Source organism: Streptomyces sp. NPDC020362 (genome assembly GCF_040642095.1).
Lineage (GTDB): Bacteria > Actinomycetota > Actinomycetes > Streptomycetales > Streptomycetaceae > Streptomyces.
In genome coordinates, this window is record NZ_JBFAET010000001.1 from 173,653 (window position 1) to 196,756 (window position 23,104).

The window sequence follows — 23,104 nt, forward strand, 5'->3', positions numbered from 1 at the left end:
CGGATGTCCCGAGACGCCCGCTGGAAGGCGCTGCTCGAACTGCTCGTCGAGCGCGGCCGGCTGGAGGTCGAGGAGGCGGCGGCCGAACTGGAGGTGTCCGCGGCGACGATCCGCCGGGACTTCGACCAGCTCGCCGAGCAGCAGATGCTGGTGCGCACCCGCGGCGGGGCGGTCGTGCACGGGGTGTCCTACGAGCTGCCGCTGCGCTACAAGACCGCCCGGCACGCCTCCGAGAAACAGCGCATCGCCAAGGCGGTGGCGGACCTCGTGGCGCCGGGCGAAGCGGTGGGGCTGACCGGAGGCACGACCACCACGGAGGTGGCGCGCGCCCTGGCCGTGCGCGGCGACCTCAGCACCGGCTCACCCGCGCTCACCATCGTCACGAACGCGCTCAACATCGCCAACGAGCTGGCGGTACGGCCCCAGTTCAAGATCGTGGTGACCGGCGGGGTGGCGCGGGCGCAGTCGTACGAGCTCATCGGGCCGCTCGCCGACGGGGTGCTCGGGCAGATCACCCTCGACGTGGCCGTGCTCGGGGTGGTCGCCTTCGACGTCACGCACGGCGCGGCGGCGCACGACGAGGCGGAGGCGGCGATCAACCGGCTGCTGTGCGAGCGCGCCGAGCGGGTCGTCGTGGCCGCCGACTCCAGCAAGCTGGGTCAGCGCTCGTTCGCCCGCATCTGCGCCGCCGAGCTGGTGGACACGCTCGTCACGGACACGGCGGTGGGGCAGGACACCGTGCACCGGTTCGAGGAGGCGGGCATCCGGGTCCTGGCCGTGTGAGGTCAGAATCCGCTGAGGTCGGCCCTCACGAACCCCGCCCCTCGCTGGTCGTTGCAGCCGGTCACCACCCGCCCGACCGGATCGGGCCACACCTGCTGGGCCTGGAGTGCCACGCTCACCAGGGTGAGCAGCAGGTCGACGTCGCTCGCGGCGTCGAGCCGGAGGGTGACCCACGGCGAGCCCGGCACGATCCGGATGACGCCCGAGCCTTTCATGTCCTTGGCGAACCGCCGGATGGCCCGGTCGGTCAGCCGCAGATCGACATCATGGTCCGAGTGGAAGTGGGCGATCTCGCCCTGGGCCGAACTCACGGCCTGCCCCAGACCGCAGCTCGGGACCGCCGGAGTCAGGTCCGGCCAGGTCGCCAGTTGCGCCAGCGCGCGCAAGGCCAACGTCATGGGCCCATCATGGCCTGCTCACCCGCTCGCAACCAGCTCGTGAGCAAGCATTAACCGACCTGTTTCCAGAACCGGCTCAAACACCTCCCTCCTCGCCCGCACCCCGAACAGGGCTGGAACGGGGGGCCGTTGACCCCGCGGGCACGCCGGACACAGCAGATCTCCGCTGGTCGAAGGCGGGACGTGGACACACTTCGCCCATCGAACTCCGTATGACAAACACCCTCACGCGTGACGAACTCGGGCGTTCGTTCGCATATGGCGTGAAGGACTCACGAAACATGTGAGGGGTTCACGCAGACCGGTCTCCGGCGTCCGGGTGGATCCGGGCCAGCCACTCCGGTGCCGGCTCGGCCTCGTCGTACGCGTCGTGCCAGTTCCACCATGCGTACGGCGCGGTTTGGGGATACCCCTCGGGCGAGTCCTCCCAGGTCTCCTGGCGCCCGAGCGCGGTCATGTCGAGGTAGCTCCAGGTGCTCCCCATCGCCTCGTCACCACGGCTGTTGACGAAGTAGGTACGGAACACGCTGTTGCCTTCGCGGATGAACGCGTTCGTGCCGTGCCACTCGTCCACACCGAAGTCGGTGTCGAAGTCGTCGGTGATCGTGTACCAGGGCATCGCCCAGCCCATCCGCGCCTTCACCCGCTCGATGTCCGCCTGCGGTGCGCGCGAGGCGAAGACGAGGGTGGTGTCGCGGGCGTTCAGATGCGCGAGGTTGCCGACGTGGTCGGCCAGCATGGAGCAGCCACGGCACGCGTGGTCGGGCCAGCCGAACACGCCGGGCTCGAAGAAGGCGCGGTAGACGACCAGCTGCCGACGCCCCTGGAACAGGTCGAGCAGACTCGACGTGCCGTCGGGCCCCTCGAACTCGTACGGCTTCTCCACCGCCAGCCACGGCATCCGCCGGCGCCGGGCGGCCAGTGCGTCACGGGCGCGGGTCAGCTGTTTCTCCTCCACCAGCAGCTGCCGGCGGGCAGCCTCCCACTCCTGCGGCGAGACGATCGCGGGGGTCTTCATGGTGATCTTCTCCTTTCGGTCCGGTCCGAACTCAGCACGAGGGACCGGGGTCGCGGAGTGTTCGGGGCAGCCCGAACACGGGGAAGAGGCTGTCGTCTCCGAAGCGGGTGATGGCGCGGATCCGGTCGCCGTCCAGGGTGAGCACCACCAGCCCGTAGGCGTGCGCGATGGGGCTGGTGGGATCGCGGAGGTAGGAGCCGAACGCGGGCTGGCCGTTCGCCCGCGTGGGGACCATGCGCAGCTCTCGGCCGCCCCACCAGGTGCGGCTCTCGTAGAACCGGGCGATCGCCGGGGGTCCCTGGTATGCGAGGGGCTCGGGCGGCATCGTCAGCCATGCGTCGTCGGTCAGCAGCGCGACGAGCCCGTCGATGTCCGAGTTCTCCAGCGCGTCCACGAACCGCTCGGCCAGCGCGCGTTCACGCGGCGAGCGCGGCAGCGGCGCCCGGTCGCGCGCGGGCCGCCCGCCCTCCAGGGCCGTACGCGCCCTCTGCAGGGCGCTGTTCACCGAGACGCCGCTGCTGTCGAGCAGGTCGGCCACCTCGGCCGCACGGAAGCCGAGCACGTCGCGCAGCACCAGTACCGCGCGCTGCCGCGGCGGCAGCTTCTGGAGTCCGGCGACGAACGACAGCGCCAGCGCCTCCCGCGTTTCATAGCGGGCCTCCGGTCCCGGGGCGGTGTCCGGCAGGTCCTCCAGCAGGGCGTCCGGGTAGGGCTCGAACCAGGTCGGCTCCGGACGGCGCGTGGGCTCGGGCACGTCGAGCGGGCGGCGGGCCGGCTGCCGCGGCTGTGGCCTGCGGCTGGTGTCGCGCAGCGCGTTCAGGCAGCGATTGGTCGCGATGCGGTACAGCCATGCGCGCACGGGGGCCCGGCCCTGGTATCCCCGGAGCCCGCGCCAGGCGGCCAGGAGGGTCTCCTGGACCGTGTCCTCCGCGTCCTGCACGGAGCCGAGGATCCGGTAGCAGTGCAGCTGGAGCTCACGCCGGTGGGGCTCGGTCAGTTCGCGGAACGCCTCCCCGTCGCCCGCACGCGCACGGTCCAGGACCGATTCGATCACCACGACGACCTCGCCTCTCCTCATCCACTCGCTCGCAAGGACCTCGCCCGCTCCCTGGCCAGAGCCTCATCGACGTACTTGCCAGGACCTCGTCGACCGCCGGCCAGAGCCTCATCCGTTCACTTGCCAGAGCCTCGTCGACCCGCTCTCCAGTAAGGACACCGCCCGGGGCTGAAAGTCATCGGTGAGTTCCCGGGCGCTGTCGTGTCTCAACAAGTGACCGCGTTCCACGGGCAACGAGGAGTTCACCACCATGCCGGACACCACGAGCAGTACGGTTCTGGTCACCGGGAGGCAGTCGCCGTGCCGGCCGGGCAGCGGCGGCGCCTTCACCCGCACGACGAGAACGACGACGTCCGCGACGGTGGTCGCGCTGACGGCGACGCTCGGGCCCGCGGCCGCGGGCTGGGTCGCCACGGTCCGGCAGACGGCCGGGGCGATGGACATGGGCGCCGCGACCCGGCTCGGTTCGTTCGGGTCCTTCGCCGCCCTGTGGGTGCCGATGACGGCGGCGATGATGCTGCCCGGCGCGGCTCCGACGGCTCTGGGGCACGCCCGTGCCGGGGGCGGCCGCCGTGTGCGTGCCGTCCTGCTGTTCGTCGGGTCGTACCTCGCCGTCCGGGCCCTCGCGGGCGTCGCCGTGTACGCGGTGTACGGACCGCACGGAACCCTGGCCGCCGGCGTGGTGGTGATCGCGGCCGGTGCCTACGAGTTCACACCAATCGGGCGGCGCTTCCGCCGGCGATGCCGCGAAGGCGTCCGCTCCGGCTTCGTGTTCGGACTCTCCTGCGTCGGCACCTGCATCGGTCCGATGCTGATGGTGATGGCGCTGGGCGTCATGAGCGTCACCTGGATGTCCCTGGCCGCCGGCTTCGTCCTCGCACAGAGGCTGCTGCCCGCGAAGGCCGGCCGCGATGTGCCCCTCGCGCTGGCGATCGTCGGACTCGGCCTCCTGATCGTCGTCGCGCCGCCGTCCGCTCCCGGTCTGATCCCGTCGATGTGAGCGAACCCCCTGGAGGAACACCATGACCCTGCACCGAGCCCTCGTCATCGGCGCCGGCAGCGGTGTCGGCCGCGCCACCGCCCACGCCCTCACCGCGGCCGGGATCCGCGTCCTGGCCACGGGCCACGAGCGGGACGCAACGGATCCCGCGCAGGTCGCCGCACTTCTCGCCGAGGCAGATCCGGACCTCGTCGTGGTCGCCGCGGGTACGCGCCCTCGCATGGCGCCGGTCGAGGAGCAGACCTGGGAGTCGTTCTCGGCGCCGTGGAACGTCGACGTCAAGATCGCCTTCGAGGTCGGCCGCGCCGCCCTGGCACGGCCCCTGCGCGCCGGCTCGACCGTGGTGATCGTGTCGAGCGGAGCCGGTCTCGGCGGTTCGCCGCTGTCGGGCGGTTACGCGGGCGCCAAGCGGACGCAGATGTTCCTGGCCGGCTATCTGCAGTCCGCCGCGGATGCCCGCGCACGCGGGATCCGGTTCGTCGCGCTGGTGCCGCGCCAGTTGCTGGTCGGCACCCCGATCGGTGAGGCTGCGGCCGCGGCGTACGGCGCGCAGACCGGCCAGTCGGCCGAGGCCTATCTGAAGGAGCACTACCCGGTCCCGCTCGGCCCCGGGGGGGTCGCCCGCGCCGTCCTCACGATCGCCTCCGGCGAGGAACACCGCGACAGGACCGTGCTGGCCGTGACGGGCAAGGGGCTCGAGGCCATCTGACCGGTCCGTCCACGCACAGGCGAAGCCCGGCCGGCCGCTGCCCCGAAGGAGAACCGGCCGGGCACACCCCGGAGGAAGAGCGGCCAGGCGCGCCCCGAAGGAGAGCCGACCGGGCGCGCCACCGAGGGGAACCGGGCCGGGCATGGCTCCCGAGGGGAACCGGCCGGGCTCTCTTGCCCCGATCCGGCGGCCCACCTAGCCTCACTTTGTGCCGCAAATAAACAAAACCCGATCGCACACCGTCGTGCCGGGCGCCGGACTGACCCGGCTCAGGCTCGCGATCACCGTCTTCTTCGCCCTGGACGGATTCGTCTTCGCGGGCTGGGTCGTGCGCATCCCCGACATCAAGCAGCAGACCCACGCCTCCGCGAGCGCGCTCGGCCTCGCGCTGCTCGGGGTCTCCGCCGGAGCCGTCATCACCATGACCCTCACCGGACGCCTCTGCAGCCGCTACGGCAGCCACCCGGTCACCGTGGTCTGCGCGGCCCTCCTCTCCCTCAGCGTGCTCCTGCCCCCGCTCACCCACTCCGCCGCCGCCCTCGGCGCCGTACTCCTCCTCTTCGGCGCCGCATACGGCGGGCTCAACGTGGCGTTCAACAGCGCCGCCGTCGACCTGGTGGCCGCCCTGCGCAGGCCGGTCATGCCCAGTTTCCACGCGGCCTTCAGCCTGGGCGGGATGGCCGGCGCGGGCCTCGGCGGCCTGGTGGCCGGTGTCCTCTCCCCCACGCGCCACCTGCTCGGCATCACGCTGGTCGGGCTTGTGGTGACCGCCGTCGCCGGACGGGCCCTTCTGCGGCACGAGGCGCCGGCGACACAGGACCGCCGGCATCCGGAGCAGGAGGGCAGCGCACGGCGAGCGGACGGCCGTACCCGCGGTCTGGTCGTCGTCTTCGGCCTGGTCGCCCTGTGCACCGCCTACGGCGAGGGGGCCATGGCCGACTGGGGTGCCCTGCATCTCCAGCAGAACCTGGCGGCGTCCTCGGGCACGGCGGCCGCCGGGTACGCGTGTTTCGCGCTCGCGATGACCGTCGGCCGGCTGAGCGGGACGGCGCTGCTGGAGCGCCTCGGGCGCGCTCGCACCGTGATCGCGGGCGGCACCACCGCGGCGGCCGGCATGCTGGTCGGGTCGCTCGCACCCTCCGTGTGGGCGGCGCTGATCGGGTTCGCGGTCACCGGACTCGGGCTGGCCAACCTCTTCCCCGTCGCCGTGGAACGGGCCGGCGCGCTGGCCGGTCCGTCCGGTGTCGCCGTCGCCTCCACCTTCGGCTACGGCGGCATGCTGCTCGGGCCGCCCGCGATCGGCTTCATGGCCGACTGGTTCTCCCTGCCCACCGCGCTCACGAGCGTCGCCGCACTGGCTGCCGTCGCCGCGCTCATCGGCCTGACGACACGGCGGGTGATGAGCTCCTGACGTTGTGCCGGAGGACAGACCGGCTTCGCCTCCGGCGCCTGAGCCGACACGAGAGCGCAGCGCTCGGTGCGCCGACCGGAGCCGGACCGTGCGCCTTCCCCGGCTCGCGCGGCGGAATCCCGTGGTCGGGTGGGGCAGCGCGTCAGCGGCGCCGGGCGATGGTCACCCCGTCGCGCACCGGCAGCATCACCGAGTCCACCCGCTCGTCGGCGGTGATCAGGTCGTTCAGCCGGCGCATCGCCAGGTGGTGCTCCTCCTGGTAGGCGGGGTCGAGGACGCGGCCGCCGAGGAAGACGTTGTCAAGCACCACCAGACCGCCGGGACGCAGCCGGCGCACGATCTCCTCGTAGTACGCGGGGTAGTTGGCCTTGTCGGCGTCGATGAACGCGATGTCGACGACCGGCTCGGCGTCGAGCGCGCGCAGCGTCTCCAGCGCAGGGGCGATGCGCAGGTCGATCCGGTCGGCGACGCCCGCACGTTCCCAGTACGGCCGGCCGATCGCGGCCCACTCCTCGCTGACGTCGCAGGCGAGCAGCCGGCCGCCGTCCGCCAGACCGCGGGCGATGCACAGGGTCGAGTAGCCGGTGAAGACGCCGACCTCGACCGCGAAGCGGGCGCCGGTCAGCCGGGTCAGCAGGGTGAGCAGCGCCCCCTCGTCGGAGGAGACCTGCATGTGTGCGGCATCGGCGGCGGTCTCGCGGGTGGCGGCGGCCAGCTCCCCGAGGATGTCGTCGGCCGGTGTGTGGTGGGTGAGCAGGTACTCGCCGACGACGGGAGCGGTGGGCTCCAGCTCGCCGCCGTCGATCGGGGCGGTCCATTCGACGATGAGCTGCTCCTGGGTGGCGAAGCGCACCAGGTGACGGGTGATCACATCCTGGACCCGGGCCAGCGACTCGGCGTCGACCGCGGCGGCGGTCAGCTCCAGCCGGTCCGGGGCGGGTGTGAGGCTGCACGTTCCGGCGGCAACCGTGATCGTGCCGCGGCCGTCGGGGGTGAGGGCGGTGGTGGCCTTGTGGCCCATGTGCGAGACGAGCTGCTTGAGATAGCGAGCGGGGCGGGCGGTGGCGACACGGGCCGTGGCGAGGGGCATCTGGCTCCTTGGGATCTCCGGGTTAAGTGACGAGAATCCTCGCCACTTTCTCGATGCGGGGATTCTGGGGTCGGCGCAGTGGAGTTGTCAAAAGCATTTAGATTCCTAGACACTTCCGTCCATGGCAGAAGAACAGCCGCCCTCGCTCGGGAGCAGCGCCGAACGGGACCAGCAACCCCGCGACAAGCAGGACCACCTCGTGCTGCGCTCGCCCGAGCAGTTCAAGTCCCTCGGGCACCCGGCGCGGCACCGCATGGTCAACGTGTTGCGCCAGCGCCCCGCGACACTGCGCCAGCTCGCCGACGCGCTGGGGATGAGCAAGGGCACCATCGGCTACCACGTGCGCGTACTGCGCGAGGCCGGACTGGTCCGGCTGGCCGAGAGCCGCCGGGTGCGCGGCGGCACCGAGCAGTACTTCGCGCTGGCCAGCCAGAGCTTCAGGCTGCACGAGGACGCGGCGGTCGGCCCGGAGTTCCTGATCAACGCCGCACTCGACGAGATGCTGCCGGGCGAACCCGGCCAGGCGTCCCACACCGCGCTGCGCCACCTGTGGCTCACCGACGCCGAGGCGCACGCACTGGAGGCCCGGCTGCGCGCGATGGCCGCCGAGCCGCAACCGGCGAATCCCGCGAGCGGCGAGCCGTACGGGCTGCTGGTCAGCCTCTTCCGCGCGGACGTGCCCATCCTGCCGCCGGACGACGAGCACTGATGGCCCGCCGGGGCCGGCGGCGGCCGGCCCCGTACCCCCCTGAACACCTCCCCACCGCCGCAAACAGGGCGAACGTTGCCCGATGCGGTACTAGGCTCTGCACATCACCGCATGACCGAGGGGGAGTTCGGTGAACCAGGACCAAGTCGGCGTGGTCGTCTACTGGGGGCCCATGTGCCCGTTCTGCATGAAACTCCGTCTGCGCCTGCGCTTCACGCGACTGCGGTACACCGAGGTCAACATCTGGAGTGACCCCGAGGCAGCGGCGTTCGTCCGCTCCGTCGCGGACGGGAACGAGACGGTGCCGACCGTGACCGTGGCCGGCCGAGCCATGGTGAACCCGTCCATGAGGGAACTGACGGAAGCGGTCACGGCCTATGCACCGCACCTGCTCTCCTGAAGCGGGTGTCGCAGGTTCGAATCCTCCGGGGACACAACACATTACGCCGCTGACCTGGGGTTTCTCCCTCAAGAAGGCGCTCCGTTCGGCCTCGGACTCCTCGTCCGGGGCCGTATGCGTGAGCGGACAGGGTGGTGCCATGAGGCGAATGAGCCACCGCCCCTGCGCCGACGCTCCGGTCCTGACGGCGGCAGCCGCCCGTGTCCCACAGCCGACACCGCTTACTCCTTGGTGACCGAGCGGGCGCCATGACGGCGTGTCCGGTGTGCACGTCTGGCCGGCTCACTCTCGGCGAGTTGCTCGCTCGTGTCGTAGTTGCGCCAGCCGGTGAGGCGTCCGTCCGCGTTGTACCTGGCTGACAGTCCGGGAGGATCCATGTGATCTTCGTGTTCCCGGACAAGTTTCTGAGGCAGCATGACCACTGCTGTGACGCCGTGGGGCGATGCCCCACGGAGCTGGACGCGGATGTCGTGGCGGCCGGAGAGCCGGCCGACGACGAACATGCCCATGCGTCGTGCCACCGCGACATCGACGACCGGCGGGTTCAGGAGCCTCTCGTTGGCCTCCGCAAGGTCCTCGGTGGACATGCCGATGCCGCTGTCCTGGATCTCGGCCTTCGCGCCGCCGCCGGGCAGCAGCTGGCACGTGACGCCCACTTCGGTGTCCGGCGAGGAGAACGCGGTCGCGTTCTCCAGCAGCTCCGCGATGAGATGAACGACGTCGTTCACCGCCCGGCCGTCGACATCCGCGGTGACCAGCCCGCGCAGTTGCACCCGCTGGTACTGCTCGATCTCGCTGATGGCGGCCCGGAGGACATCCACGAGCCGGACCGGGGCGCTCCAGCGGCGGCCCGCCTTCTCGCCCGCGAGGACCAGGAGGTTCTCACCGTTGCGGCGCATGCGGGTGGCCAAGTGGTCGACCTTGAAGAGGCCGGCGAGCAGGTCGGGGTCCTGTTCGCCGTTCTCCAGGTGGTCGATCAGCTCCAGCTGCCGTTCCACGAGGCCCTGGTTGCGCTGCGAAAGGTTGACGAACATCGTATTGATGCGGCCGCGCAGTTGCGCTTGCTCGAACGCCAGCCGTACGGAGTCGCGATGGACGTCGTCGAACGCGCGGGCGACACCGCCGATCTCGTCGGTCGAGTCGACGGCCGTGGGCTCGACCTCCACGGACTTCAGTTGCGCGCCGCTGGACTCCCGCAGCAACCGGACCTTCTCGGGCAGGCGGCGTTGCGCAATATCGAGGGTGGAGGCACGCAGGGTGCGCAGCGGGGCGACGATCGACTGCACCAGGACGTGCGTCACACCGAGCACGAGCAGGACGATCAACAGCTCGACGAGCGAGGCTGTGAACAGTGAGCGCTCGGCCTGGCGCTGCTCGCGCGAGCTCTCGTCCTCGACCGATCCGACGAGCCGCTGCTCGACCCGTCGCATCAGGTCCAGCTTGCTCGTCATGGTGTCGAACCACGCGTCGGCGTCGAGGCCGGGGCTGCTGGTTCCCTGCAGGGCGAGCGCCTGCTTCTGGAAAGTGTCGGCCTTGTGGACGTCCCTCCCCGTGACAGTACGCTCGTAGAACGCACGCTGGACGGCCGGCACACTGGACAGGAACTGGTCGATCAATGCCTGTTGCTGGCGACTGGCGAGGGCCACGTTCTGGGCCTCGTCCGAATCGAAGTGCCCCTCGGCCAGTGCGCCGCCGAGCAGTGCGCGTTGCCGAGACGCTTTCTCCGTGGCCCGAGCGAAGTTCTCGAGTGTGCCGGCCCTCGTGACAAGAGCCTGGCCGGCGATGTCCGGCGCGAGCAGGTCGAGGTCGTCGGTGAACTCGGTGATCAAGGCCGTGTATGCGTTGACCACGGTCGGCCAGTGCATCGTCGACTGGGGCACCAGGTGGCGCAGTGACGCCACCTTCCGGCCGAAGGCGTCGAGCAACGCGAGCTGGGCGGCCAGGGCAGAGTTCGTCTTGCGGCGGACACGAGCGGTCTCGGCACGTACCCGGGCCAGCGCCGCGTCCACCTTGGAGCGCTGCGTGTCGAGTCGGCTGGTGCCACCTGTATGCCCTGCGGCAACGTAGAGGGCGGTGAGATCGCGTTCGTCCTCGATCTCCTGCAACAGCGCCATGTCCTGGGCGACGACACGGACGAGCTGACCGGCGTCGTCGATGTCCTGTGCGTTCTGCACGGCGGATCCGACCCGCAGACCGCCCAGTACGAGCGCGGTGACGATCGGAATGACCACCACGGCCAGCAGCTGGCTGCGCACGCTCCAGTTACCCGGGGCGAACCGCCTCTGGTTGCTGCCCCCTTGCACTTGCCCTTGCACTTGCCCTCGCACTTTCTCCCCGCCCTTGCACGTGCGCGACTCGGAGGCGCGTCCACGCGTCGCGGACACTCCGCTCATCGCGCGAGTGCGCTTGTCGTGTCGTGTCGTGTCGTGTCGTGTCGTGTCGTGTCGTGATGAACGTGACGTCGATGAATGAGGCCATGGCCTCGGGCGTCCTCTGGCGGGTGCCTGCGGACGCGGACCACGCGGCGGTCTCGGAGTTGTTCGAGACCTCGACGACTTCTTCGGCGGCGGTCGCTGTGGCGATCCGCTCAGTGCCAGGGCTCGGCCGCCCGTCGTCTGCGCCCGGCGGGGTGGGGCCTGGCATCGACGTCAGGGGTCGGCCGTGACTGTGCTGGCGGCGAGGCCGCCCTCGCCGCCATGGGCCAACCAAACGTGCAGGGGGTTACCGATGACCGTCCGCACGCCGCTCGCCCGCCGAACTGACGGTCGCGAGGGCGGACAGAATGAGGACGGTCGACGCAGCGCCGGGGTCCTCGTGGCCGATGGTGCGGGCGCCAAGATAGCTGGCGCGTCCCTTCCGCGCCTGCATACCAACAGTGTGCTTCAAGCCCCGCACGGCGGCGTCGGACGCCGCGCGGGTGGCGCCCGCCAGGTCGCCGCCGGTGTCGATGACGGCCTGGTAGGCGGTCACGGCCGGGCCGAGAGCGTCAATCATCGTCTTGTCTCCCTCCAGCGCCGCGCCGATCCGCTGGATGCCGGTGAGAGCGGCCGCCAACGCCGCACCGAGTTGTGCGGCGGAGACGTCCGGATCCTGGCCCAGGACCCGTGCGGCCTGCCGGAACCCGGTTCCGTACAGCGGTCCTGAGGCCCCGCCGGTCTTGCTGATCAACGCCCGGCCGACGGTGGCGAGCACCGCACCAGGAGTGGACGGGTCGGTTTCGTCCAGCATCGCCACCGCCGCCTGCAGGCCACGGCGCATGTTGATGCCGTGGTCGGCGTCGCCGACAGCGGAGTCGAGACGGGTCAGATGATCGGCGTTCTCGGCTACCGATCGGGCGGCCTCATGGATCCAGGCCCGGAACATGCTCGCGTCCATCGTCGTCCCTCTCCCTCGTACGATCCCGTACGGTCCGGCGTCGATGGCCCCGGCCGCTCAGCGTCCCCAGCGCAGCGCGGGGGTCACGACCGGGGCATCCCACAGATGGGTGAGCCGGGGCGTAAGCCGGCACACGGTGATCGTGCAACCGGCCATGTCGAGGCTGGTGATGTAGTTGCCGACCAGGTTGCGGGTGATCCACACGCCGTGGTCGGCGAGCCACTCGGCGACCGCGGCATACACCACGTACAGCTCGATCAGCGGGGTGCCGCCCAGGCCGTTGACCATCACGAGCACGTCGCCCGAGAGCGGCATGTCGGCGTGGATGGCGTCCAGTGCGACACCGGCGATCTCCCTGGCGGAGGTCAGCCTGCCGCGGGCGCGACCGGGCTCGCCGTGGATGCCGACACCCAGCTCGACCTCGTCTTCGCCCAGCTCGAAACCGGGTTTGCCCGACGCGGGCACCGTGCACGGCGTGAGCGCCACCCCGAAGGATCGGGACCGGTCGTTGACCTCCCGGGCCAAAGCCGCGGTCGTGCCCAGGTCCGCGCCGAGTTCGGCGGCCGCACCGACGATCTTCTCCACGAACACGGTCGCCCCGGTGCCCCGTCGGCCCGCCGTCCACGTGCTGTTCTCCACAGCGACGTCGTCGTTGACCACGACGCCTTCCACCGGCACGCCGTCGTCGGCGGCCAGCTCGGCGGCCATCTGGAAGTTCAGTACGTCGCCGGTGTAGTTCTTCACGATGTGCAGCACTCCCGCACCGCTGTCAACGGCGCGCGTGGCGGCGAGGATCTGGTCCGGCACGGGAGAGGTGAACACCTCACCGGGACAGGCCGCATCGAGCATCCCGTATCCGACGAAGCCGCCGTGCAGCGGCTCGTGCCCGGATCCGCCGCCGGACACCAGGCCGACCTTCCCAGGGGTCGGCCCGCCGGCGCGGGTGATGTAGCGGTCGGGCGTGTTGACCGTCAGCGACGGGTGTGCGGCGGCCACACCGACGAGGGCATCGGCTAGCACCTCATCGGGCGAGTTGACGAGTTTCTTCACGGTTCAGCCCCTTCTTCTCAGGGCAGCGACGGCCGGTGGCACTGCTCGACGAGTTGCCAGACCTCTTCGGGGGTTTCGCGAGTGAGGGCGACGGCGGCCAGGGAGGCGCAGGTGTCGTGGCGGAGCCGGCGGATGCGGGCCCGGACCTCGTCCAGGGCGGCTGGGCCGACCGAGAGGCTGTCGCAGCCGAGGCCGATGAGGAGGGGTGTCACGAGCGGGTGCGCGGCGGCGTCACCACAGACGGAGACCTGACGATCATGACGGTGGGCCGCGGTGACGATCCGTGAGATGGCGTCGAGTACGGCGGGGTGTGCCGCCATCGCGGGTGTAGCGGTGGGGTCGCGCCGGTCCAGGCCCAGGATCTGGCAGGTGAGGTCATTGCTGCCGATGGAGAAGAAGGAGGCTTCGCGGGCGAGGTCGTCGGCTACGGCGACCGCTTCGGGGAGTTCCACCATGATGCCCAGGGGTGGCACCGGTACTCCGGCCTCGGTGGCCGCGGCCTCAAGGAGGTGCCGGCAGGCGCGCAGTTCGTCGACGCTCGCGACCATGGGGATCATGATGCGCAGGTCGGTGTCGGCTCCGGCGCTGAGCAGGCTGCGGAACTGGTCGGCGAAGGCGTCGGGTTGGGCGAGCATCAGGGGGAGACCGCGGCCGATCCGCGCGCCCTGGAGGCGGGCGAGGAACGGCGGCAGTTTGTCGTCGGCGAAGTCGAGCGTGCGGGCCGTGACGACCTGCCCGGTGAGAGCGCGCAGGACGGGGACGAGGGTGGCCGCGTGCTGAGCGCGGGTGGGCCAGGCGGGATGGTTGAGGAAGGGCAGCTCCGTGCGGAGCAGGCCGACACCTTGGGCACCCGTGGTCACGGCCGCGCGGGCCTCGGCCGGGGTGGCCACGTTGGCCCGGAGGACGATGCGGTGCTGGTCGAGTGTCTCGGCGGGCAGGTGACGCTCTTCGGCGAGGGCGAGCCTGCGCGCTCGGGCGGTCTCCATGGCTCGCAGGGCCGTGATGCGTTCCGCGTCGTCGGGGTGGGCGACCGTGCTGGCCTGGTCGGCGTCGAGCAGGATCTCGTGCCCGTCCGGCAGTTCGAGCAGCCGGGGATCGACGCCCAGGAGGAGCGGGATGCCCAGCGAGCGGGCGACGATCGCGGCGTGCGAATTCGGGCCGCCCGTGACGGAGATGGCTGCGGTCACCGTCAGGCCCGGTTCCAGCAGGTCGGCGGCCCCGATCTCGTGAGCGACCAGGACGAGCGGCTGGTCAGGGGTGGGACCGGTCTCGCCGTGGAGGTGGGCCAGGACGCGGCGTCCGACCTGCCGGACGTCCGCGGCGCGTTCGGCGAGGGTGGGATCGTCCAGGGCGGCGATGGTTCCGGCGTAGGTGTCGATGGCCTGGCGGACGGCAACGGGTACCGGCTGGCCGTCGTTCGCTCTCTTGACGGCCCGGTCGCGCAGATCCTGGTCCTGGGCGATGTAGCTGTTGACCTCCATGATGTCGGCCTGTTCGTCCTTGCCCTGTTCGCGCAGCGAGGTGGACAGGTCGAGCAGGCGGGCGGCGACGGCGTCGAAGGCGTCGTTGATCTGCTGCGTGGGGTCGCCGCCGGCGCGGTGGGGCAGCGCCGTTCTGGTGAGTGGCCGGTCGGTCCGGTGGACGACGCCGAGGGCTATGCCGGGTGCGGCGGCGTGCCCGGCGTAGGTGCGACGGTCGGTCATCGGGCCCCCAGCGTCTCGGCGAGGGCGCGAAAGACCAGGGCGGTGGAGGTGGCGCCCGGGTCCTGATGGCCGATGCTACGGGCGCCGAGGTAGGAGGCACGGCCCTTGCGGGCCTGCATCGGCGTGGTGGCGCGCATGCCCTCCTCGGCGGCGTCGGCGGCGGCCACGGCCGCGGCGGCCAAGTCGGCTCCTGCGTCGGCCTGCTGCTGGAAGGCGGCCAGTGCGGGGGCGTAGGCGTCGATCATGGTCTTGTCGCCGGGTGCGGCCGCGCCGAGCTTCTCGATGCTCGCGAGGCCGGCAGCCAGCGCGGCGGCGAACTGCTCTGTGTCGGCGGCGGGGGCCTCCAGAGCCTTGCCCATGGCACGGAAGGCACCGCCGTAGAGCGGTCCGGAGGCGCCGCCGACGGTGGAGATGAGGGTGGTGCCGGTCTTGACCAGTACGGCCCCGACGGTGTCCGGCTCGTAGTCGGCCAGGGCCGTGACGGCGGCGGAGAAGCCGCGGTGCATGTTGGTGCCGTGGTCGGCGTCGCCGATGGCGGAGTCGAGCTGGGTGAGGTGGTCCTTGTGCTTGTCCACGGCGGCTGCGATGGCCTGCACCCACGTGCGTGCGAGGTCGGTGTCCACGGAGTCTCCGTTCATGGTCGGTACGGGGCTGGTCGGCGGTTGGGTGAGCCGGGGGCGGGGGGAAGACGCGGGGGTGCGGTCCGGGCTGGCTGGCAGCGGGAAGGCTCCGGCCCGGCCCTCGCGTCGCGCGTGGCCCCGCCCCCGGCTCGGTTCAGATGCCCCAGCGCAGCGCCGGGGTGTTCACGGGCGCGTCCCACAGGGACAGCATGTCGGCATCGGCCTTGCACACGGTGAGAGAAACGCCCGCCATGTCCAGGCTGGTCACGTAGTTGCCGACGAGGCTGCGGGCGACGACCACGCCCTTGTCCGCGAGTGCGGCGGCAACATCGTTGAAGACCACGTACAGCTCGATGAGCGGGGTGCCGCCCAACCCGTTGACCATGACGATGGTCTCGTCGCCTGCCGTCAGTGGCTGGTCGGCGAGGATCGCGTCCAGCGCGGTCGCCACGATGTCCTTGGCGGGGCGGAGCTTCTCACGTCGGCGGCCGGGTTCGCCGTGGATGCCGACGCCGACCTCCATCTCGTCCTCGGGCAGGTCGAAACCGGGCTTGCCGGAGGCGGGGGTGGTACAGGCGGTCAGTGCCACCGCGAACGACCGGGAGGCGGCGTTCACCCTCTTGGCCATCTCCGCCACTGCGGCGAGGTCGGCGCCCTGCTCGGCGAGCGCGCCGGCGATCTTCTCGACGAAGACGGTGGCTCCGGTGCCGCGGCGCCCTGCGGTCCAGGTGGAGTCCTGGACCGCGACGTCGTCGTCGACCAGGACGGTCTCCACCGTGCTGCCCTCCTCGGTGGCCAGTTCGGCGGCCATCTGGAAGTTGAGGACGTCGCCGGTGTAGTTCTTCACGATGAACAGCACGCCCGCGCCGCCGTCGACGGCCTGGGCCGCGGCCAGCATCTGACCGGGGACGGGTGAGGTGAACACCTCACCGGGACAGGCGGCATCCAGCATGCCCGGTCCCACGAAGCCGCCGTGCAGGGGTTCGTGCCCGGATCCGCCGCCGGAGACGAGGGCGACCTTGCCCGGCTTGGTGCCCGCGGTGCGGGAGATCACCTTGTTCTCCGTGTCCACCTTCAGTTCGGGGTGGGCGGCGGCGATCCCGGACAGCGCCTCGGCCAGCACCGCTTCAGGGGCGTTGATGAACTTCTTCATGACAGGGCTCCTTCAGCGGCGGCGACCGGCTCGGCCGTCGCATCGGTGGTGGCGGCGGTGGCGCGGCGGGCGTTCAGGGCGACGTACAGGAAACCGGCGGCAACCGCGCCCACGACGTCGCCGATCAGGTAGACCGGCAGCTGGTTCCAGTGGACCGTGCCGTTGAACACCTGGCCGACCAGCATGGGGCCGACGACGCGAGCCGGGTTGATCGCGGAGCTGGTGGCGGGTCCGACCACCATGATGACGGCGAACACCGCCAGGCCGATGGCGAGTCCGGCGAAGCCGCCGGCCGAGCGGCGGTCGATGGCGCCGAAGACGACGAAGGCGAGGATGGCGGTGCCGACGGCTTCGGCGAAGAAGGCTTGGCCGGCACTGACCTGGGGGCCGTACGAGGCGATGCCCAGACCGACGGTCACGGCCTGGTGGCCGAGCACCCCGATGATCGCGAGGGCTCCTAGGACCGCGCCGGCGACCTGGGCGGCCATGTAACCGGGGACGTCCCGCCAGGGCATCTTCCGTGTCGCGGCAAGTGCGAGGGTGATGGCCGGGTTGATCTGGCAGCCGGAGATGTGGCCGATCGCGTAGATCATCGCAATGACCACCGTGGCGAACGCCAGCGAGATCATGCCCAGGTCGGCGAAGGTGAACGGGGCCTTGCCGTTGACGATGAGCGTTGCGGGGACCGAACCGACGCCGATGAACACCAGCATCGCGGTGCCCAGCACCTCGGCCAGAAGCTTCTGTGGGTAGGTGTTTTCTTCCATGAAAGGCGCCCAGCGCCGGAGCGGCGGCTTGGGCGTCTCACCTCCTCCGCGGGGAGCGGGCTGTGAAGGGAGGTGGCCGCCAGGTTGATCAGGGTCGGGGCAACCTGGCGGCCGCTCAGGGGAAGCCGGGCGGATTTGAGCATCCGGCTGGCAATGCGTTCATCATGGATGAACGTTGTTCCGAAAATTAAGCCTGCGTTTCCGGCCTGTCAAGAGGTTCCGCAGACGCCCGGGTTCCGCCGATACGAAGAAGGCCCCACGGCGGCGTGCCGAGGGGCCTGGAGCAGGGACGGGGTGCAGAAAGGAGGACGGCTGCCACCCGGCCGCGGGGCGGGGTCAGGTCATCGTGGTGCGTGCGGCTGCTCCACGGGGGGCACCCAGGTCGCGGGACAGGTTGCGGGCAGTCTCCCGGACGGCGACCGCAAGCTCCTGACGTGCCGATTCGGCCAGCACGCGCTCGACGGGGCCGACGATGCCGAGAGCGCCGACCACGTCGCCGGAGCGGTCGAAGACGGGAGAGGCGATGCCCGCGTCGCCGATGGCGGATTCCTGCTCCTCGATCGCATAGCCCGTCCTGAGGGCCTCCTTCAGCTGCCCGGCCAGCTCCTCCGGGTCGGTGATGCTGGCGCCGGTGAGCACCGCCGGCTCGCCCGCGAGCATCCGCTCACGTTCGCCGGCCGGGAGGAAGGCCACGATGGCCTTGCCCAGGGCACACGTGCTCCACGGGATGCTGGCGCCCACCTCGAGGATCTGCACAGCCCCCTCGGGCCGGAAGGCGTGGTGCACCACCATGACGTGGTCACCGGTGAGCACGGCCACCCAGACCGCCTCGTTCGTCCGGTTCGCGAGCTGGTCGGCCCAGGTCAGCGAGCGCGTGCGCAGCTCCTGGGTGTCCAGGTAGGCGTTGCCCAGCTGCACCAGGTCCGGGCCGAGCTGGTACTTCGAGCTGTCCCGGTCCTGCACCACCAGCCCCTCGGCCTCCAGCGTGCGCAGCAGCGCATGCACGGTCGGCTTGGCCACGCCCAGGCGGTCGGCCAGCTCGGTCACTCCGAGCCGGGGCCCGGTGGACGCGAGCTCCCGCAGGATCTGCACCGCCCGCTGTACCGCCTGCACCATCGAAAATTTCTCCCTGGTTCACTATTGATGAACAGCGTTCCGAGATTTACTGTAACTGTTCATGAGCGCATCTGTCGGCATCGTACTCGTGTCCCACAGCGCCGAGCTCGCCGCGGGCCTTCGCCTGCTGGTGCAGCAGATCGGCTCCGACACGGTTCCCCTCGCCGCCGCGGGAGGCACCGGCGACGGCCGGATCGGCACCAGCTACGACCTCGTCCTCGACGCCATCCGCAGCGTCGACCGCGGCGAGGGCGTCGTCGTCCTGCCCGACCTCGGCAGCTCCGTCCTGACCGCCCGCACCGTCCTGGAAGACCATCCCCGCACCGACGTGCTGATCGTCGACGCACCCTTCGTCGAAGGAGCCGTCGCAGCCGTCGTCACCGCCGCGTCCGGCGCCGACCTGAAGACCGTCGCCGACGCCGCCAAGGAGGCCCGCAATGTCCACAAGCTCTGACACCACGACCACGAGCGCGACGACCACCACGACCGCCACGACCGCCACGACGACCGCATCCAAGCACGAGACCGCCGTCGTCCTGCCCGCCAATCTCCACGCCCGCCCTGCCGGCCGACTCGCCCGGGCCGCAGCCGGATTCACCAGCGCCATACAGTTGGAGTACGCCGACCGGACGGTCAATCCGACCGGTGTCCTCGCCGTCATGGGCCTGGGCGCGACTGCCGGAAGCACCGTGACCGTACGCGCCGAAGGCCACGACGCCGAACAGGCCGTCTCGACGTTGACCGAGATCCTGGCCACCGCCGAGTAGGCCGACCGCCGCAAGCGGTACGGAATCCGCCGCCGCTTCCGACGTGGAAGGCAAAGACCAGTGGAGGTGGCCGAGGGTGAGCGCCCCTGCCATTCGCATGTCTGACGCCCCTGTGGACCCGCCGCCGCGGGTCGCGCATCTCTGCGCGCTGGCGCACCTCCCCGAGGCCGTCTGCGCCGTACGCCGACGGGCACGCACCGTCCTCGCCCAATGGCGCGTGCCCATCCCGACAGTCGACGATGCCCTCCTGGTGATCTCGGAGCTGACCACCAACGCGATCGTCCACGCACTGCCACCAGCAGTACTGCGGTTGTCCCTGCCCGGTGCCAGCAGCACCCGCACCCTCCGCATCGAGGTCACCGACGCGGGACCGGCGCTTCAACGATGCCCATCGCAGGACGGCCCCCACCCCGCCGAACACAGGGAAAACGGTCGCGGGACCGACATCGTCGCGGCCATCTCCGCACGACACGGAATATCCCGCCACCCCGAGAGAACCACCCGATGGGCCGATCTCCCCATGCGGGCTTGACCACCCGCAGTCCAGCAGCCGTGACGTCTCTGCGGGACGCTACGGCCGGCATGAGCCCCAGCAGTGCACTATTACGGCCTTGCGCCACCCCGAGCCAGCCGTAGATACGCCACCCACTGTGGGCGTGATCGGTAAGCCGGTGCAGACCAGGTGGCTGCCTCGGCGCGGTGTGGCCGCGCCGATGTTCCTGGTTGTGCCGTCGGGTCCCGATCCCGTCGGACCTAGGGAAGTACAGCAACCACAGCAACCGCCCGCGCCCGGCAACGTCTTCATGGAGCCATAGCGCGACCGGTATGGCCTTCACCGACCGATCCACATAGAGCTACGGACCACAAGGCTGCGGGCTGCACTGCCCAGCAGCCGGGCCGTCCCGGGGCCGTCGATGAACTCTGTGGCCCATGTGGCTGAAGCCGACCACATGGCCCTCCGCCGCAGGCCGACCTGCTGCAAAGAGCCGAAGCCATGAGCGTTGATGCCCCCCGTCGACTGGTTCTTCTGCGAAATGGCAAGGCTGATGGGTCTGACGAAGGCGATCACGAGCGCCCTCTCGCGGAACGCGGCCGCAAGGATGCCCCCGTCGCTGGACGGTGGCTCGCAGGAGCTGGCGTCACTCCGAACCCGGCTCTGTGCTCGACGGCGTCGCGATGTCGCGAAACCTGGAAGCTCGTGGCTGGTGAGCTGCCGCAGAAGCCCAAGACGGAATACGACGAACGCCTCTACGAGGCTTCACTTGGCGAGCTCATCGCAATTCTCAACGAGGCGTCCGACGATCTGGACGACCTGCTACTTGTAGGGCACGACCCTGGTGTCCACGCGCTGGCCGACGCCCTCGCGGGCGAGGCCGAGGGTGACCTCTTGGCCCGCATGAACCGAAGCGGCTTCCCGACGTCCTCCCTGGCAGTCCTTACCTTCAATGGCCCATGGCGTGCCATTGAACACGGCGTCGGCCGGCTGGTTGCCCACTGATCCCCGCACGCGTAACTGAGCTTTTCCCCCCGCTGCGGTCGGCCATGGCCATGTGCAGGCGAGCGACGGTGGTTGCTGTACAGCAGCGGCATAAGGCAACCACCGCAACCAGCCCCGACCACCACCGGCCCTGAGTGACCTTCTGACGCGCCCGGCAGGCCTCAGCGACCACCACGCCCATGGTTCGCATCGAGAGGGTAGGTCGGTCGAGCACCCTAGCTCGCCCTTGAAGCGCTCCACCGATCGCGCGAGCATGGGGTACACGCCAACTACGACCGATGGGTCAGCCTCGCCATGGTGGAACTGCCCGCCAAAGACGTCCCAGAGGCCTTCAGGTGGCGTGTGACGAGGCTCCCGACCCGATCTCCCATCCCCGCCGACATCGTGGCCGTACGGGTCCGCGGAATCGATCCATTGCCGGGCGAACCCGTGGTGCCGGCTCACAGCATGATGTGCGTCCCCGAGTGGGGTGAGCCGTAGGTCACGCAGCAGCGAGCGGTGAGCATGCACCGCGTCTCCCACGTGCCCGATCGGGCGGCGAGCGGCGGGGAGTAGCGGGGGACACCGGAGAGCGGCCCGAGAAACCGCAGGTCAGCGAATTGCCAGTTCAGACCGGATCCGCATGCACGATCTTCCGAACTGGGTACCTTCGAGCGCCCTCGGTCACCGGATCAGGGCGACGACTGCCGCCTCGATGGAGTCGGTGTCCGGATCACCATCAGCTGAGGTATCGACTTCAACGACGGCATCGACACCACCCGGCGGATCGAAAATCGACCGCTTCATCTCGCCTCGCCGGAACTGAGATGAGAGCTGCCGGTCGACTGCCCCGCCTTCGGCCGCCCGGGTGCGGAGGCGCTCGCCGATGACCGATTCGCGAGCGACGACGTGAACAGCGAGCACTCGGGCCTCACATGCGAGTAGCGCGTCCAGCAGCTTGCGCGACAACACGGAGGACTCCACGACGAAGCTCACCCCTGAGGAGGCGAGCAGCCGGGCCGCGTCGACCATCACGGCCTCAGCGCGGAGGCTCAAAGGACCGCCGGCGATGTGGAAGTCCGGGTTGAGCTGGACACCGCCGTCCTTGGCGATGGAAGCGGAGGAAAGCCCGAGACCAACCTTGATCTCGTCCCGGGTCAGGAACAGCACACCAAGGCGGCGCGCCGTTGCGCAGGCAACGGTGGTCTTTCCAGCCCCCGGGGACCCGCATACGGCGACCACTACCGGCCGTTGCCACCTCAACATCCGCCGATCCTGCCGGATCTTGACCATGCTGTCTACGAGCGGACACTGCCTTGCTTGTCGGGGTTCCGACGGAGCTTCGGTACAACAGCGAAGTACAGCAACCACCCTGGCCGCAGCCGGCCTTCACCGACGACAGGCACACGAATGGTCAGCCGAGCAGCCCTCAGCGACCGCACCGCCTGTAGTTCGCATCGTAGGGATAGGCGAGCGGGAGTGCCTCGACTCGGTCATCGAGACCTCACCGGCCGCGCGATGCGGTGCGATGCGCGTCACGAGTGCTAGCGATCTAGATCCGCACTAACTCTATGATCCTCCCGATGAGTTGATCTCTACAGGGGGAGACGGACCGTGACAGGGACGAACCAGGCGACGCGACGCCTCACGCTGTCGGCGGCCGTTGTGGCCGGTGTGCTGTGCGCCACTCTCACAGCGTGCAGTGGCGGGGATGCCGACGACTCCGGGCGAGGTGGCCGGCGTACCGGTGCGAGCAACAGCCCAGCGCCGGAGCAGCCGTCCGCCGTACCGGACTCCAGCACGGTGCTGAGCCAGAAGGCCCAGGTCAAGAACGCACTTCCGGACCTTGGAGCGATGGGTGGCCTTCAGGGCGTGAGCGGTGACGTCGGCACCGCCGACGGGCATCTCAACTGTCCCAGTGCGCAGGAGTGCAAAGGCACGTGGTACGGCCACGACAAGTTCGCTTTGTCCGGCGACACGCACTACGTCAATTTCGAGATCACGACATACACCAGCAGGCAGGACGCCAAGGACGGGCTGAAGGCCGAGGTCGGTGACAATCCTCCTCTGTCGAAGCCCACCTTCGGGAACGAGAGCCGGGCCTACACCAAGGAAGGCGGAGGGTTGACGGGCGAGTACATCACCATGCGCGTAGGTACGGTGGTCGCCACCACCTGCGTAGAAGGTGGTGAGAGCGAGCCGATGCTGACACAGGGTGCAACGATGTTCGCGGAGCGGATCGCACAGGTCCAGGCCGGAAAGAAGGCCACGGCAACGCTGCCTCAGTACTGATCCGGCGATTCGCAGCGTCCGTGTACGGGCGTGACCCGGCCGATATGTCCGCCGCCGACCGATCCGCATAGAGCTGCGGATCAGAAATTCCCGGTGCCACACCCCTGCCAGATCCTGCGGGGAGTCAGGGGGAACGGCAGTGGCCGGCGGGCGGCTGACCCTCGGTCCGCCCATGTGGACGTTCCACAGGTCGGAGCCGCACCCGCCTC

Annotated in this window: 24 protein-coding genes and 1 pseudogene; 11 read left to right on the forward strand and 14 right to left on the reverse strand. The window is 70.3% G+C overall.

The genetic code is table 11. The features are described 5' to 3' along the window. The first annotated feature begins 3 nt into the window (after positions 1-3). On the forward strand, positions 4-783 hold the full coding sequence (locus AB0H32_RS00735) for a DeoR/GlpR family DNA-binding transcription regulator (protein WP_361111933.1): 780 nt from the start codon (positions 4-6) through the stop codon (positions 781-783). A 2-nt stretch (positions 784-785) separates the two neighbouring features. On the opposite strand, the gene AB0H32_RS00740 is transcribed toward AB0H32_RS00735, so the two are convergent. The 3 genes from AB0H32_RS00740 to AB0H32_RS00750 form a co-directional block, all read right to left on the reverse strand. Then, complete coding sequence (locus tag AB0H32_RS00740) at positions 786-1,181, reverse strand: luciferase family protein (RefSeq protein ID WP_361111936.1); 396 nt, start codon at positions 1,179-1,181, stop codon at positions 786-788. Between the two features lie 292 nt (positions 1,182-1,473). After that, entirely contained in the window at positions 1,474-2,199 is a 726-nt protein-coding gene (locus AB0H32_RS00745; protein ID WP_361111939.1) for a DUF899 domain-containing protein, read from the reverse strand. Between the two features lie 31 nt (positions 2,200-2,230). Next, positions 2,231-3,256 carry a sigma-70 family RNA polymerase sigma factor gene (locus AB0H32_RS00750; RefSeq protein WP_361111943.1) on the reverse strand — a complete coding sequence of 342 codons (1,026 nt, stop codon included), beginning with the start codon at positions 3,254-3,256 and terminating at the stop codon, positions 2,231-2,233. Positions 3,257-3,506: 250 nt separating this feature from the next. On the opposite strand from AB0H32_RS00750, the gene AB0H32_RS00755 reads away from it, so the two are divergent. The 3 genes from AB0H32_RS00755 (at position 3,507) to AB0H32_RS00765 (ending at position 6,376) form a co-directional block, all read left to right on the forward strand. Then, on the forward strand, positions 3,507-4,256 hold the full coding sequence (locus tag AB0H32_RS00755) for a DUF2182 domain-containing protein (RefSeq protein WP_361111946.1): 750 nt from the start codon (positions 3,507-3,509) through the stop codon (positions 4,254-4,256). A gap of 22 nt (positions 4,257-4,278) precedes the next feature. Continuing rightward, positions 4,279-4,965, forward strand: coding sequence for an SDR family oxidoreductase (locus AB0H32_RS00760; RefSeq protein WP_361111949.1), 687 nt, complete (start codon positions 4,279-4,281; stop codon positions 4,963-4,965). Positions 4,966-5,209: 244 nt separating this feature from the next. Continuing rightward, positions 5,210-6,376, forward strand: a complete 1,167-nt coding sequence (locus AB0H32_RS00765; RefSeq protein ID WP_361112239.1) for an MFS transporter — start codon at positions 5,210-5,212, stop codon at positions 6,374-6,376. Positions 6,377-6,518: 142 nt separating this feature from the next. On the opposite strand, the gene AB0H32_RS00770 is transcribed toward AB0H32_RS00765, so the two are convergent. Both AB0H32_RS00770 and AB0H32_RS00775 read right to left on the reverse strand, forming a co-directional pair. After that, positions 6,519-7,166, reverse strand: a complete 648-nt coding sequence (locus tag AB0H32_RS00770; protein WP_361112242.1) for a class I SAM-dependent methyltransferase — start codon at positions 7,164-7,166, stop codon at positions 6,519-6,521. Between the two features lie 33 nt (positions 7,167-7,199). Continuing rightward, a pseudogene (locus AB0H32_RS00775) lies at positions 7,200-7,466 on the reverse strand (DUF2218 domain-containing protein); the annotation flags it as partial. 121 nt (positions 7,467-7,587) lie between these two features. On the opposite strand from AB0H32_RS00775, the gene AB0H32_RS00780 reads away from it, so the two are divergent. Together AB0H32_RS00780 and AB0H32_RS00785 are read left to right on the forward strand one after the other, a co-directional pair. Beyond that, the gene (locus AB0H32_RS00780; RefSeq protein WP_361111953.1) at positions 7,588-8,175 is read left to right on the forward strand and encodes a winged helix-turn-helix domain-containing protein; all 588 of its coding nucleotides are present in this window, start codon (positions 7,588-7,590) and stop codon (positions 8,173-8,175) included. A 130-nt stretch (positions 8,176-8,305) separates the two neighbouring features. Beyond that, positions 8,306-8,575, forward strand: coding sequence for a glutaredoxin domain-containing protein (locus AB0H32_RS00785; RefSeq protein WP_361111957.1), 270 nt, complete (start codon positions 8,306-8,308; stop codon positions 8,573-8,575). 221 nt (positions 8,576-8,796) lie between these two features. Here AB0H32_RS00785 and AB0H32_RS00790 read toward each other — a convergent pair whose 3' ends face one another. The 8 genes from AB0H32_RS00790 to AB0H32_RS00825 form a co-directional block, all read right to left on the reverse strand. Next, a complete protein-coding gene (locus tag AB0H32_RS00790) occupies positions 8,797-10,830 on the reverse strand; it encodes a nitrate- and nitrite sensing domain-containing protein (RefSeq protein ID WP_361111960.1) in 2,034 nt (677 codons plus the stop codon). Between the two features lie 466 nt (positions 10,831-11,296). Next, complete coding sequence (dhaL, locus tag AB0H32_RS00795; RefSeq protein ID WP_361111963.1) at positions 11,297-11,950, reverse strand: dihydroxyacetone kinase subunit DhaL; 654 nt, start codon at positions 11,948-11,950, stop codon at positions 11,297-11,299. Between the two features lie 57 nt (positions 11,951-12,007). Next, positions 12,008-13,000, reverse strand: a complete 993-nt coding sequence (dhaK, locus tag AB0H32_RS00800) for a dihydroxyacetone kinase subunit DhaK (RefSeq protein WP_361111966.1) — start codon at positions 12,998-13,000, stop codon at positions 12,008-12,010. Between the two features lie 17 nt (positions 13,001-13,017). Beyond that, complete coding sequence (locus tag AB0H32_RS00805) at positions 13,018-14,703, reverse strand: putative PEP-binding protein (RefSeq protein ID WP_361111970.1); 1,686 nt, start codon at positions 14,701-14,703, stop codon at positions 13,018-13,020. Next, positions 14,700-15,341 (reverse strand): dihydroxyacetone kinase subunit DhaL, encoded by a 642-nt coding sequence (gene dhaL, locus AB0H32_RS00810; protein WP_361111973.1) that lies wholly within the window; start codon positions 15,339-15,341, stop codon positions 14,700-14,702. Before dhaL (AB0H32_RS00810) ends, AB0H32_RS00805 begins: the two co-directional genes overlap by 4 nt. A gap of 136 nt (positions 15,342-15,477) precedes the next feature. Further along, a complete protein-coding gene (gene dhaK / locus AB0H32_RS00815) occupies positions 15,478-16,476 on the reverse strand; it encodes a dihydroxyacetone kinase subunit DhaK (RefSeq protein WP_361111976.1) in 999 nt (332 codons plus the stop codon). Beyond that, complete coding sequence (locus AB0H32_RS00820; protein ID WP_361111979.1) at positions 16,473-17,243, reverse strand: aquaporin; 771 nt, start codon at positions 17,241-17,243, stop codon at positions 16,473-16,475. Before AB0H32_RS00820 ends, dhaK (AB0H32_RS00815) begins: the two co-directional genes overlap by 4 nt. Before the next feature lie 336 nt (positions 17,244-17,579). Continuing rightward, on the reverse strand, positions 17,580-18,359 hold the full coding sequence (locus tag AB0H32_RS00825) for an IclR family transcriptional regulator (RefSeq protein ID WP_361111982.1): 780 nt from the start codon (positions 18,357-18,359) through the stop codon (positions 17,580-17,582). 61 nt (positions 18,360-18,420) lie between these two features. Between AB0H32_RS00825 and dhaM the strand changes: the two genes are divergently transcribed. The 4 genes from dhaM to AB0H32_RS00845 all read left to right on the forward strand — a co-directional run bounded on the left by dhaM (position 18,421) and on the right by AB0H32_RS00845 (position 20,624). Beyond that, positions 18,421-18,813 (forward strand): dihydroxyacetone kinase phosphoryl donor subunit DhaM, encoded by a 393-nt coding sequence (gene dhaM, locus AB0H32_RS00830; RefSeq protein ID WP_361111986.1) that lies wholly within the window; start codon positions 18,421-18,423, stop codon positions 18,811-18,813. Then, positions 18,797-19,126 (forward strand): HPr family phosphocarrier protein, encoded by a 330-nt coding sequence (locus AB0H32_RS00835; RefSeq protein ID WP_361111989.1) that lies wholly within the window; start codon positions 18,797-18,799, stop codon positions 19,124-19,126. Before dhaM ends, AB0H32_RS00835 begins: the two co-directional genes overlap by 17 nt. A gap of 97 nt (positions 19,127-19,223) precedes the next feature. Then, entirely contained in the window at positions 19,224-19,658 is a 435-nt protein-coding gene (locus AB0H32_RS00840) for an ATP-binding protein (protein WP_361111992.1), read from the forward strand. A 462-nt stretch (positions 19,659-20,120) separates the two neighbouring features. Beyond that, positions 20,121-20,624, forward strand: a complete 504-nt coding sequence (locus AB0H32_RS00845; RefSeq protein ID WP_361111995.1) for a histidine phosphatase family protein — start codon at positions 20,121-20,123, stop codon at positions 20,622-20,624. Between the two features lie 663 nt (positions 20,625-21,287). Here the strand turns inward: AB0H32_RS00845 and AB0H32_RS00850 are convergent. Continuing rightward, positions 21,288-21,896 (reverse strand): AAA family ATPase, encoded by a 609-nt coding sequence (locus tag AB0H32_RS00850; protein ID WP_361111998.1) that lies wholly within the window; start codon positions 21,894-21,896, stop codon positions 21,288-21,290. A gap of 510 nt (positions 21,897-22,406) precedes the next feature. Between AB0H32_RS00850 and AB0H32_RS00855 the strand changes: the two genes are divergently transcribed. Continuing rightward, positions 22,407-22,895 carry a hypothetical protein gene (locus tag AB0H32_RS00855; protein ID WP_361112000.1) on the forward strand — a complete coding sequence of 163 codons (489 nt, stop codon included), beginning with the start codon at positions 22,407-22,409 and terminating at the stop codon, positions 22,893-22,895. Positions 22,896-23,104 lie beyond the last annotated feature (209 nt).

Coding starts and splice junctions, on each gene's coding strand:
- AB0H32_RS00735 (WP_361111933.1), top strand. CDS start 4: ATGTCCCGAGACGCCCGCTGGAAGGCGCTGCTCGAACTGCTCGTCGAG.
- AB0H32_RS00740 (WP_361111936.1), bottom strand. CDS start 1,181: ATGACGTTGGCCTTGCGCGCGCTGGCGCAACTGGCGACCTGGCCGGAC.
- AB0H32_RS00745 (WP_361111939.1), bottom strand. CDS start 2,199: ATGAAGACCCCCGCGATCGTCTCGCCGCAGGAGTGGGAGGCTGCCCGC.
- AB0H32_RS00755 (WP_361111946.1), top strand. CDS start 3,507: ATGCCGGACACCACGAGCAGTACGGTTCTGGTCACCGGGAGGCAGTCG.
- AB0H32_RS00760 (WP_361111949.1), top strand. CDS start 4,279: ATGACCCTGCACCGAGCCCTCGTCATCGGCGCCGGCAGCGGTGTCGGC.
- AB0H32_RS00780 (WP_361111953.1), top strand. CDS start 7,588: ATGGCAGAAGAACAGCCGCCCTCGCTCGGGAGCAGCGCCGAACGGGAC.
- dhaL (WP_361111963.1), bottom strand. CDS start 11,950: ATGGACGCGAGCATGTTCCGGGCCTGGATCCATGAGGCCGCCCGATCG.
- AB0H32_RS00805 (WP_361111970.1), bottom strand. CDS start 14,703: ATGACCGACCGTCGCACCTACGCCGGGCACGCCGCCGCACCCGGCATA.
- dhaL (WP_361111973.1), bottom strand. CDS start 15,341: ATGAACGGAGACTCCGTGGACACCGACCTCGCACGCACGTGGGTGCAG.
- dhaK (WP_361111976.1), bottom strand. CDS start 16,476: ATGAAGAAGTTCATCAACGCCCCTGAAGCGGTGCTGGCCGAGGCGCTG.
- AB0H32_RS00820 (WP_361111979.1), bottom strand. CDS start 17,243: ATGGAAGAAAACACCTACCCACAGAAGCTTCTGGCCGAGGTGCTGGGC.
- AB0H32_RS00825 (WP_361111982.1), bottom strand. CDS start 18,359: ATGGTGCAGGCGGTACAGCGGGCGGTGCAGATCCTGCGGGAGCTCGCG.
- dhaM (WP_361111986.1), top strand. CDS start 18,421: ATGAGCGCATCTGTCGGCATCGTACTCGTGTCCCACAGCGCCGAGCTC.
- AB0H32_RS00835 (WP_361111989.1), top strand. CDS start 18,797: ATGTCCACAAGCTCTGACACCACGACCACGAGCGCGACGACCACCACG.
- AB0H32_RS00840 (WP_361111992.1), top strand. CDS start 19,224: ATGTCTGACGCCCCTGTGGACCCGCCGCCGCGGGTCGCGCATCTCTGC.
- AB0H32_RS00845 (WP_361111995.1), top strand. CDS start 20,121: ATGAGCGTTGATGCCCCCCGTCGACTGGTTCTTCTGCGAAATGGCAAG.
- AB0H32_RS00850 (WP_361111998.1), bottom strand. CDS start 21,896: ATGGTCAAGATCCGGCAGGATCGGCGGATGTTGAGGTGGCAACGGCCG.